General features: G+C 67.5%; 8 protein-coding genes. 3 read left to right on the top strand and 5 right to left on the bottom strand.

Annotated features, from left to right (window positions below):
• The 3 genes from AC1DXV_RS26230 to AC1DXV_RS26220 form a co-directional block, all read right to left on the bottom strand.
• On the bottom strand, positions 1–213 hold a 213-nt coding region (locus AC1DXV_RS26230), incomplete at its 3' end, for a hypothetical protein (RefSeq protein WP_477936311.1).
• A gap of 7 nt (positions 214–220) precedes the next feature.
• Positions 221–2,074, bottom strand: a complete 1,854-nt coding sequence (locus AC1DXV_RS26225) for an autotransporter assembly complex protein TamA (protein WP_477870329.1) — start codon at positions 2,072–2,074, stop codon at positions 221–223.
• Positions 2,075–2,076: 2 nt separating this feature from the next.
• The gene (locus tag AC1DXV_RS26220; protein WP_477870331.1) at positions 2,077–3,273 is read right to left on the bottom strand and encodes a vWA domain-containing protein; all 1,197 of its coding nucleotides are present in this window, start codon (positions 3,271–3,273) and stop codon (positions 2,077–2,079) included.
• 166 nt (positions 3,274–3,439) lie between these two features.
• Between AC1DXV_RS26220 and AC1DXV_RS26215 the strand changes: the two genes are divergently transcribed.
• On the top strand, positions 3,440–4,111 hold the full coding sequence (locus tag AC1DXV_RS26215) for a hypothetical protein (RefSeq protein ID WP_477936309.1): 672 nt from the start codon (positions 3,440–3,442) through the stop codon (positions 4,109–4,111).
• Positions 4,112–4,556: 445 nt separating this feature from the next.
• Here AC1DXV_RS26215 and AC1DXV_RS26210 read toward each other — a convergent pair whose 3' ends face one another.
• Complete coding sequence (locus AC1DXV_RS26210) at positions 4,557–6,560, bottom strand: S9 family peptidase (protein ID WP_477936307.1); 2,004 nt, start codon at positions 6,558–6,560, stop codon at positions 4,557–4,559.
• A gap of 90 nt (positions 6,561–6,650) precedes the next feature.
• The gene (locus tag AC1DXV_RS26205) at positions 6,651–7,505 is read right to left on the bottom strand and encodes an AAA family ATPase (protein WP_047587858.1); all 855 of its coding nucleotides are present in this window, start codon (positions 7,503–7,505) and stop codon (positions 6,651–6,653) included.
• Between the two features lie 135 nt (positions 7,506–7,640).
• Here AC1DXV_RS26205 and AC1DXV_RS26200 point away from each other — a divergent pair, with 135 nt between their 5' ends.
• Entirely contained in the window at positions 7,641–8,294 is a 654-nt protein-coding gene (locus tag AC1DXV_RS26200) for a c-type cytochrome (protein WP_477936315.1), read from the top strand.
• 197 nt (positions 8,295–8,491) lie between these two features.
• Complete coding sequence (locus tag AC1DXV_RS26195) at positions 8,492–10,024, top strand: ABC transporter substrate-binding protein (protein ID WP_477936313.1); 1,533 nt, start codon at positions 8,492–8,494, stop codon at positions 10,022–10,024.
• Positions 10,025–10,068: the final 44 nt, after the last annotated feature.

Genomic DNA, 10,068 nt, shown 5'->3' with positions numbered 1-10,068 from the left:
CTCGCTGACCTGCAGCAGCGGCAGCGCGCGTGCCACGTTGCCGAGCAGCCACGCGGTGCCGCTCTCGCTGCCGGCCGCCCACAGCGCGGTGCCGACCAGCGCGGCCGGCAGCACGACCAGCAGCACGAAGCCGATGATCAGCAGCGCGACCCACCAGCGGCGTCGGCGCAGCGGCTTCGGCGGGGCGGGCGTGGCTTCGGTGTCGTCGCTCATGCGTGCTCTAGAAGGCGATGCCGACGCTCAGGTGCAGCCGGTTTTCGTCGACCGCCTGCCCATGCGCATAGTCGATGCGCAGCGGCCCGACCGGGCTGCGCCAGCGCAGGCCGACGCCGTAGCCGTAGACCGAGTTCACGTGGCCCCAGGTGTCGGACGCGTTGCCGCCGTCGGCGAACACCGCCCACCACAGCGAGGGCATGCGCGGCGAGATCGGGCGGGCCAGTTCGATGCTGCTGGTCAGCAGGAAGCGGCCGCCGTAGAGCTCGCCATCCTTGATCACGCCCAGCGAGCGGTAGGCGTAGCCGCGCACCGAGTCGTCGCCGCCGGCGCGGAACAGCAGCGCATCCGGGATGCCGACATCGGGTTTCGCGAACACGCCGCCGGCCTCGACGCGGGCCTGGCCATACCAGCGCTGGCCGAGCGGCCAGTAGCCGGTCAGGCGGCCGTAGGTGCGGCCGAACGGGCCGTTGCTGGCGAAGTTGTTGATGGCATAGCCGCCGGCCGCCTGGATCGAGGCGGTGAGGCCCTTGGTGGGCAGCAGGATGCTGTCGACGTCGCGCCAGACCCAGTTGTAGTTCTGCGAGACGGCGCGGCTGTCCTGCTCGGCGGTGTCATTGGTCAGCTTCGAGTCGAGCACCTCGACGAAGATCAGCCGCTCGATGTGCTCGGTGTCGAGCGAGCGGCCGACCCGCACGCGCGAGTTCAGCGTGATCGCGCCGGCCGAGTCGAGCCGCGAGATGCTGGTGGCGATCAGGTTGCGGTACTGGCCGTCGGTCGGGTTCGACGTGAGGTCGGCGTCCCACGAGCGCAGGTCGCGGCCGAGTTCGAACTTGTTGTGCAGCTGCGCGTTGAAGCCGAACGGCCGGCGGTGCCGGTGCTCGAAGGTGAGGCGCCCGCCGGTGTTGTCGCTGTAGCCGATGCCGAAGGTGGCCTGCTGCAGCGTCTGCTCGCGCACCCGCACCGTCACCGGCGTCGCCGCGGCAACCGCCGGATCGGGATCGATCTCGACCGAGACGCCCTCGAACAGCCCGAGCTTGCCCAGGCGTTCCTGGAAATCGAGGATGCGTTTCTCGGTGTAGGGCGTGCCGGGGCCGAAGTCGGCGAGGTTGCGGATCGCGCCTTCGTCGTAGCGCTGCAGGCCTTCGATGCGGATCTCGCCGAGGTGGAACAGCGGGCCGCTGTCGAGCACCGCGGTGATGCTGGCCTTCTGCGTCGACGCGTCGACGCGTGCTTCGGTGCTCTTCCATTGCGCAGCCGGGTAGCCGTCGGCTCGCAGCCGGGCCACGGTCTCGTTCTTCGCCTCGCCCCACAGGCTCTGGCGGAACGGGCGGCCGAGCTTCAGCGGCCACTGGTCCTCGAGGCGATCGAGGGTCTCGCGCGCAGCCGGATCCTTGGCGTCGAGGCCTTTCTTCAGTTCGCCCTCGATCTGCAGGTCCCAGTGGTCGACGCGGGTGCGCGGGCCGACCTGCAGCACCAGCTTGATGACCGGCAGGCCTTCGGGCGTCTCGCTGCGCTCGACGCGGGCTTCGGCGTTGAAGTAGCCCTCGGTCTCGACCAGCGTCTTCGCCTGGGCCGGCGCGGCCGCGGCGAGGCGGTCGAGCTCGGCGCGGGTAATGCCTTCCTGCGTCGACGACTGGAAGCGGCCGAGGTCGAGGTAGGTGGTGAGCAGGGCCTTCAGGTCGTCGGGGGCCTCGATCTCGAGCCGGTAGGCGACGAAGGCCGGTGCGGACGCGGCGGTCGCCGGTGCGGCGGCGGACTCGGGCTTGCTGCTGCCGTCGGCCTCGGGTTTGAAGATGGCGCAGCCCGAGAGGGACAGCGACAGCGCGAGCCCGGCGGCCAGCAGGGGCGGTGCGGGCAACCTCATTTGCTCAGCAGCCGCATGGCACCTTCGAGGCCTTGCAGCGTGAGCGGGAACATGCGCTGGTTCATCAGCTGGGCGACGATCGAGATGCTCTGGCGGTAGCCCCAGACGCCCTGCGGCTCGGGGTTGATCCACGCGAACTTGGGGAAGGCATGCGTGAGGCGCTGCAGCCATTCGGCGCCGGCCTCCTCGTTGTTGTATTCGACGCTGCCGCCGGGCTGCAGGATCTCGTAGGGGCTCATCGTCGCGTCGCCGACGAAGATCAGCTTGTAGTCCTTGTTGTACTTGCGGATCACGTCCCAGGTGGAGAACTTCTCGCTGTAGCGGCGGCGGTTGTTCTTCCACATGAAGTCGTAGACGCAGTTGTGGAAGTAGTAGAACTCCAGGTGCTTGAACTCGGCCTTGGCGGCGCTGAACACCTCTTCGACGCGGTGGATGTGTTCGTCCATCGTGCCGCCGACGTCCATCAGCAGCAGCACCTTCACCTTGTTGTGGCGCTCGGGGACCATCTTGATGTCGAGGTAGCCGGCGTTGGCGGCGGTCGAGCGGATGGTGTCGTCGAGGTCGAGTTCCTCGTCGGAGCCTTCGCGGGCGAAGCGGCGCAGGCGGCGCAGCGCGACCTTGATGTTGCGGGTGCCGAGTTCGAGCGAGTCGTCGTAGTCCTTGAACTGGCGCTGGTCCCAGACCTTGACGGCGCTCTTGTTGCGGGACTTGTCCTGCCCGATGCGGATGCCTTGCGGGTTGTAGCCGTAGGCGCCGAACGGGCTGGTGCCGCCGGTGCCGATCATGCGGTTGCCGCCTTCGTGGCGTTCCTTCTGTTCCTCGAAGCGCTTCTTGAGCGTCTCCATCAGCTCGTCCCAGCCCATCTTCTCGATCGCGGCCTTGTCCTCGGGGCTGAGTTCGAGCTCGAACTTCTTCTGCAGCCAGTCGAGCGGGATGTCCTGCGTGAAGTCGGTGAGCAGCTCGACGCCCTTGAAGTAGGCGGCGAAGGCGCGGTCGAACTTGTCGAAGTTGGCCTCGTCCTTGACGAGCGTGGTGCGGGCGAGCAGGTAGAACTTGTCGACGCTCGGGCCGCCGTCGTCGTCGCCGTCGTTGTCCAGAACGCCGGCTTGCAACGCTTCGAGCAAGGTCAGGTATTCCTGGACGGAAACCTTCAGCTTGGCGGCGCGCAGGGTGAAGAAGAAGTTGGTCAGCATGGCGGGCTGGGCGCGGCGTACCGCGATGAAACTACGGCGTATTGTGACTTCGTCTGCACGCACCGTCCTCGTGCGCATACCCCATTGTTGCGGTGCGGCATTCCGGTTGTCCTACGGAGGCTTCGCGCATCATGTTCCGGCTGACATTCCTGCCTCTGCCTGTGACATGAAGTTTCCGGCGCGCATGCGCTTCCTGCTGACGACGATGCTGATGGCGGTGGGCGCTGCCGGCGCGTGGGCGGCGCCTCCCGTGCCGTGTCGCGTGGATCCGTTCGCCGACGCCGGCCCGGCCGACCGCGAGGCGCTGCTGTTGCGGCGCTGTGGCGGCGAGCGCATCGACTGGCGTGTCGAGACACCGCGCGCCAACCCGACCGATGTCGGCCCGAGCCAGTTGCGCTCGCGGGTCGAGACCAGCACGACCGAGGTGCTGGGCAGCGGGCTGAAGACCTCGTTGCGGATGAGCTGGGCGGGCCTGCGCACCGAGACCGAACCGGGGCTGCGCACCGAGCAGGCCACGATGGCGGCCGGCGCCCAGTTGCAGCTGGCCAGCAGCTGGGCGCTGCAGATGAACCTGGGGCGCGACGTGGCGGGCGTGCCGCGCAACCGGGCGACCTTGTCGAGCGTGTGGCAGCCGCTGCGCAGCGGGACGCTCTATGCCGAGTGGACGGGGAGCGGGCTGTCGGCGAGCGAGACCGAGGTCAACCGGGTGGGGGCGCGGTGGTGGCTGGTGCCGCGGCGGCTGTCATTCGATCTCGGGACGGCGCAGCGGCCGGGGGTGCCGGGGTGGGAGGATCCCCGGTTTGCCGTCACTTGGGACATCTCGAATCTCTTGAAGTGACCGTTGAGTTGAGGGGTGTTTTCGTGCGCGCGCGTCACGGCGCGGCAGGGGCAGGCGGCGGGGCTCATGCCGGAGCGGTCCGCGCCCCAGGGGGCGCAGACTCCACGAGAAGTGCGGCGCCTGAGGGTGCATCGCCAAACTCCCTCCACTCACTTCGTTCGTTGTGGTCAAACAGTGGCGATGAGTCAGTCTACGAAGCGCGCTGGCGCGCGCCACCCTCAGGCACCACACTTCTCGTCGCTCCAGAAATCGCCCCGCCGCCTGCCCCTGCCGCGCCGCGCCACGCGGACGGCGAGTGTTTGGAGGGTGCAGCATGCGTGCATCGCGCTGGCCTTCGACAGGCTCAGTCCTACCCTTCGACAAGCTCAGGGCGAACGGGGGGGCGTGCGTACGTGCGCCGAACACAAGCGGAACCGCGCCACGCGCGCAAAGCACAACAGAGAAGCTACTTCTTGTCGTAAGCCTGGAGCCAGCCGAAGAACTCGGAATACCAGAGCTTGCTGTTCCGGGGCTTCAGGATCCAATGGTTCTCATCGGGGAACCAGACCAGCCGTGAATCGACACCACGCGCCTTCAGCGTGTTGTAGTAGGCCAGCCCCTGCTGGTCCGGCACGCGGAAGTCGAGCGCCCCGTGGATCACCAGCGTCGGCGTCCTCATGTTCTTCGCGAAGGCGTGCGGGCTCTGCGAGTTGACCTTCGCCTGGTCGTCCCAGTACCAGGCCCCCAATTCCTTCGCGTGCCAGGTGTAGGCGTCGTCGCTGAACATCGCCGTCCAGTCGAAGCACCCCGCATGGCACACATAGGCCTGGTAGCGGCCCGGCTTCACGTGCCCGTTCATCCACGCCACCATGTAGCCGCCATAGCTGCCGCCCGTCGCGAAGACGCGGCCGCGGTCGATGTACGGTTTCTTCAGCATCAGGTCGGTCGTCGCCTCCACGTCCTGCAGCTCCAGCTCGCCCCAGCGGTGCGTGATGCTGTCGAGGAAGCCGTAGCCGAAACCGCTCGAGCCGTGGTAGTTCACGCAGACCACCACATAGCCCTGCGCCGCGAACACATGCGTGTTCCAGCGGTAGTGGAAGGTGTCGCCGGCCGCCGCGTGCGGGCCGCCATGGATGCTGTGCAGCAACGGGTACTTCTTCTTCGGGTCGAACCCCGGCGGGTAGACCACCCAGGCCTGGATCTCGTCGCCCAGCGCACCCTTCAGGCGCACGTCCTCGTACCTGCCCAGCTTCACGGGCTTCAACAGATCGTCGTTGAAGCGCTCCAGCCGCTGCGGTTCTTCCTCGCCCGCGCGATGCGCATGCACCCGCGCCGGATGGTCCATCGCATCGGCCGCCGTCACGAGCACCTCGCCCGCCACGTCGAAGCCCTGCACCCAGCCGCCGCGCGCCACGACGGCCGCCTGGCGCGCCGCGATGTCGAAGCGCCACAGGTGGCAGCGGCCCTGGTCCTCGGCCGTGAAGAAGAGCGCCTCGCCATCGGCCGACCAGCGGATCGGCCCGTTCACCGCGTGGTCCCACGCCGCGCTCAGCACCTGCTGCTTGACCGGCGCGTCGATGCCGCGCTGCAACACCGCCGCATGGTTGGGCATCGTGTGGCGCTTGCCCTGGTGGCTCGCGAGGAACGCGATGCGGCGGCCATCGGGGCTGTAGCGCGGCGCCTCGAAATCCCAGGCCTTGTCCTGCGCGATCACCTCGATGCGGCCGGTGCGCACCGCCACCTCGGCCAATGACTTGCAATGGTCCAGCCGCTTCTCCGGCGCCGGATCGAACGCGAACGCGATGTGCCGGCCGTCGGGCGAGATGTCGAACGAATGCGCGTCGGGGTCGCCGCGCTGCAGCTCGTAGCCGCTGCCCTCGAACAGGTCGCGCACCCGGCCGCTCTCGACATCGAGCACCAGCACGTGCGCCACGCGCTCCATCGGCAGGTTGCGGTCCCAGTAGCGGTACTGCGCCTCGCTCGTCACGTAGGCGGTTTCCTTGCGGTCCTTGAACGCCTGGTGGCGCTTCCCCTGCGCGACGGCACCGCGCGCGTCCGGCCACACCCACGAGACGAACGCGATGCGCTTGCCGTCGGGGAACCACTTGAAGGCATCGACGCCCGGCGCGAAATCGCTGACGCGGCGCGCCTCGCCGCCATCGGCCGCGATCACGTACAGCTGCGGCGTGTCGTCCTTCTTGCCCTGCTGCTCGCGGCGCGCGATGAACGCGATGCGCTCGCCGGTCGGCGACCAGGCCGGCTGGCCGTCCTTCTCGCCGGCCTGCGTCAGCCGGCGCGGCCCGCCGCCGAAGGTCGACAGCAGCCACAGGGCCGACGTGCCCTTGTTGTCCTCCATCGAGTAGCTGCCGACCGAGCAGACCGCCTGCGCGCCGTCGGGCGACAGGGACAGTCCGCCGACGCGCTGCAGCGCCCACAGGTCATCGATGCTCAGGGTCTTGTGTCGGGCCATGATGGTGCGGGCCGCCTCGTGAGCGGCGTTCGTGGAAAAACGGGAATGACGGGAATGGCGGGGAGGGCCGGAGCCGCTGCCCGGCGCGCGTCACCGGTTGTGCTTCTGCATGAAGACGAGCTTCTCGAACAGCGACACATCCTGTTCGTTCTTCAGCAGCGCGCCCACCAGCGGCGGCAGGCTCACCTTCTCGTCCTTGCTCTGCAGCACTTCCAGCGGGATGTCCTCGGCCACCAGCAGCTTCAGCCAGTCGAGCAGCTCGCTGGTGCTCGGCTTCTTCTTCAGCCCGGGCAGGTTGCGCACGTCGTAGAAGTTGCGCAGCGCGGCGGCCAGCAGCTCTTTCTTCAGCGACGGGAAATGCACCTCGACGATGCGCTTCATCGTGTCGGCGTCCGGGAAGCGGATGTAGTGGAAGAAGCAGCGGCGCAGGAAGGCGTCGGGCAGCTCCTTCTCGTTGTTCGACGTGATGAACACCAGCGGCCGGTGCTTCGCCCGGATCAGCTCGCGCGTCTCGTAGACGTAGAACTCCATCCGGTCGATCTCGCGCAGCAGGTCGTTCGGGAACTCGATGTCGGCCTTGTCGATCTCGTCGATCAGCAGCACCACCGGCTGCTCGGCCGTGAAGGCCTGCCACAGCACGCCCTTCACGATGTAGTTGTGGATGTCGTGCACCCGCGCACCGCCATCGACGTCGGCCAGCTGGCTGTCGCGCAGGCGACTCACCGCGTCGTATTCGTACAAACCCTGCTGCGCCTTCGTGGTGCTCTTGATGTGCCACTGCAGCAGCGGCATGCCCAGCGATTGCGCGACTTCCTCGGCCAGCATCGTCTTGCCGGTGCCGGGTTCGCCCTTGATCAGCAGCGGCCGCTTCAGCGTGGCAGCCGCGTTGACCGCGAGCATCAGGTCGTCGGTGGCGACGTAGTTGTCGGAGCCTTTGAACTTCATGCGTCGCGAGGGTTTGAAGGGGGTGCGGGCCAGTATAAGGCGGGCCCTATAATCGCCCGCGGTTCGAAGACAAGCCCTCGCCAACTTCAAAAAGCTGCCATGACAAAGCTGGTTTCCCTGACGAATCTGATGAAGATGACGACTCTGATTCCGGCGATCGCTGCCTCACTCCTGCTGGCCGGCGCTGCCGCGGCGCAGGACGTGAAGCCGGGGGACGCCAAGGCTGGCGAGAAGAAGGCCGCGATGTGCATCGGCTGCCACGGCATCCCGGGCTACCAGGCGAGCTTCCCCGAAGTGCACAAGGTGCCGATGATCGCGGGCCAGGGCGCCAAGTACGTGATCGCCGCGCTCGGCGAGTACAAGAAGGGCGAGCGCAAGCACCCGACGATGCGCGCCATCGCCGCGCCGCTCACCGACCAGGACATGGCCGACCTCGCGGCCTGGTACGAGCAATTGCCGAAGGAGCAGCCCCAGCTCGCCGAGAAGGTCACGGCCACGCCGGAGGTCGATGCGCTGCTCAAGAAGGGCAACTGCGTGTCGTGCCACGGCGAGAACTTCAGCAAGCCGATCGACGGCAGCTACCCGAAGCTCGCCGGCCAGCACGCCGACTACCTGTTCGTCGCGCTGAAGGCCTACCAGACCGATCGCRACCCGCAGATCGGCCGCAGCAACGCGATCATGGTMGGCCAGGTCAAGCAGTTCTCGCATGCCGAGCTGAAGACGCTGGCGCAGTACCTGGCCTCGCTGCCGAGCGAACTGCACACCGTGCCTCAGTCGCGCTTCCGCTAGGACCTGCCCACCCCCGAAGCGCCTTCGGCGGGCCCCCTCGGGCTGGCGCCCTCTCCCCCTCAAGGGGGCGCCGCCAGCGGCCCGGCAAAGCCGGTTCCGCGGCGGCTGCTGGATCCCGTTCCCCGTAGACTGCGGCCTTCTACGCCACAGATCACGAGGATCAACACAWGAAACGTTGGATTGCGTTGTTGTGCGCCATGCTGTGCGTCGGCGCGCACGCCCAGACCTTGCGCTGGGCTTCTCAAGGCGATGCCCAGACCCTGGACCCGCACTCGCAGAACGAGCTGCTGACGAATGCGATCAACGGCCAGGTCTACGAGACGCTGGTCAACCGCGACAAGCAGCTGGGCATCGAGCCGGTGCTGGCCACCGAATGGCAGCAGACCACGCCGACGCAGTGGCGCATGAAGCTGCGGCCGAACGTGAAGTTCCACGACGGCACGCCGTTCACTGCCGACGACGTGGTGTTCTCGGTGCAGCGGGCGCGCGAGGGCACGTCGGACATCAAGGCGTACGCGAACGCGCTCGGCGAGCCGAAGAAGGTCGATGCGCTGACGGTGGAGTTCAACCTGGCGGCGGTGAACCCGATCTTCCTGCAGCACGCGACGCTGGTGCAGATCATGAGCAAGACCTGGAGCGAGAAGAACAAGGTCACGAAGCCGCTCGACTTCAAGAACAAGGAAGAGAGCTACGCGTCGTTCAACGCGAACGGCACCGGCCCGTACATGCTGGTGTCGCGCGCGCCCGACGTGAAGACCGTCTACAAGCGCAACCCCGCGTGGTGGGGCAAGTTCGACGGCAATGTGCAGGAGGTGGTGTACACGCCGATCAAGAGCGACCCGACGCGGGTGGCGGCGCTGCTGTCGGGCGAGATCGATTTCGTGCTCGACCCGGCCCCGCAGGACGTGGCGCGGCTGCGCGGCACGCCGCAGGTGAAGGTGATCGACGGGCCGGAGAACCGCATCGTGTTCATCGGCATGGACCAGAGCCGCGACGAGCTGCTGTACGGCAGCGTGAAGGGCAAGAACCCCTTCAAGGACCAGCGCGTGCGCCGCGCGCTGTACCAGGCGGTCGACATCGAGACGATCCGGACCAAGCTGATGCGTGGCCAGGCGGTTCCCACCGGCGGCATCACGTCGTCGCCGCTCGGCGCGTACAACGATCCCGAGATCGAGAAGCGGCTGCCGTTCGACCTCGAGGGCGCGAAGAAGCTGATGGCCGATGCCGGCTATGCGCAGGGCTTCGAGGTGACGCTCGATTGCCCGAACAACCGCTACATCAACGACGAGGAGATCTGCCAGACGCTCGCGTCGATGTGGGCCAAGCTGAACGTGAAGATCCGCGTCAACGCGATGCCGCGCGCGACCTACTTCCCGAAGGTGCAGAAGTTCGACACCTCGATGTTCATGCTCGGCTGGGGTGGCTCGATCACCGATGCCGAGGTGACGCTGACGCCGGTGCTGCGCAGCCGCGGCGAGGGCGGCGTCGGCGCGTGGAACTTCGGCGGCACGAAGGACGCGAAGCTCGATGAGCTGGCGGCCGCGTCGAGCAAGGAGGCGGATCCGAAGAAGCGCGAGCAGCTGATCAAGGCGGCGCTGAAGGAGCACAACGAGCAGGTGCTGAATATTCCGCTGCACCGGCAGGTGATTCCGTGGGCGGCTCGCTCCAACGTCGATGTCGTGCACCGGGCGGACAACTGGCTGGAGTGGCGCTGGATCACGATTCGGTGATTTGTTCACTGCGTGAGGCTGCTGCCGGGTCTCGCCCCGGCGGG

Source organism: Rhizobacter sp. P3_C12 (assembly GCF_056402735.1).
This window is presented reverse-complemented; position numbering and strand designations above follow the sequence as displayed.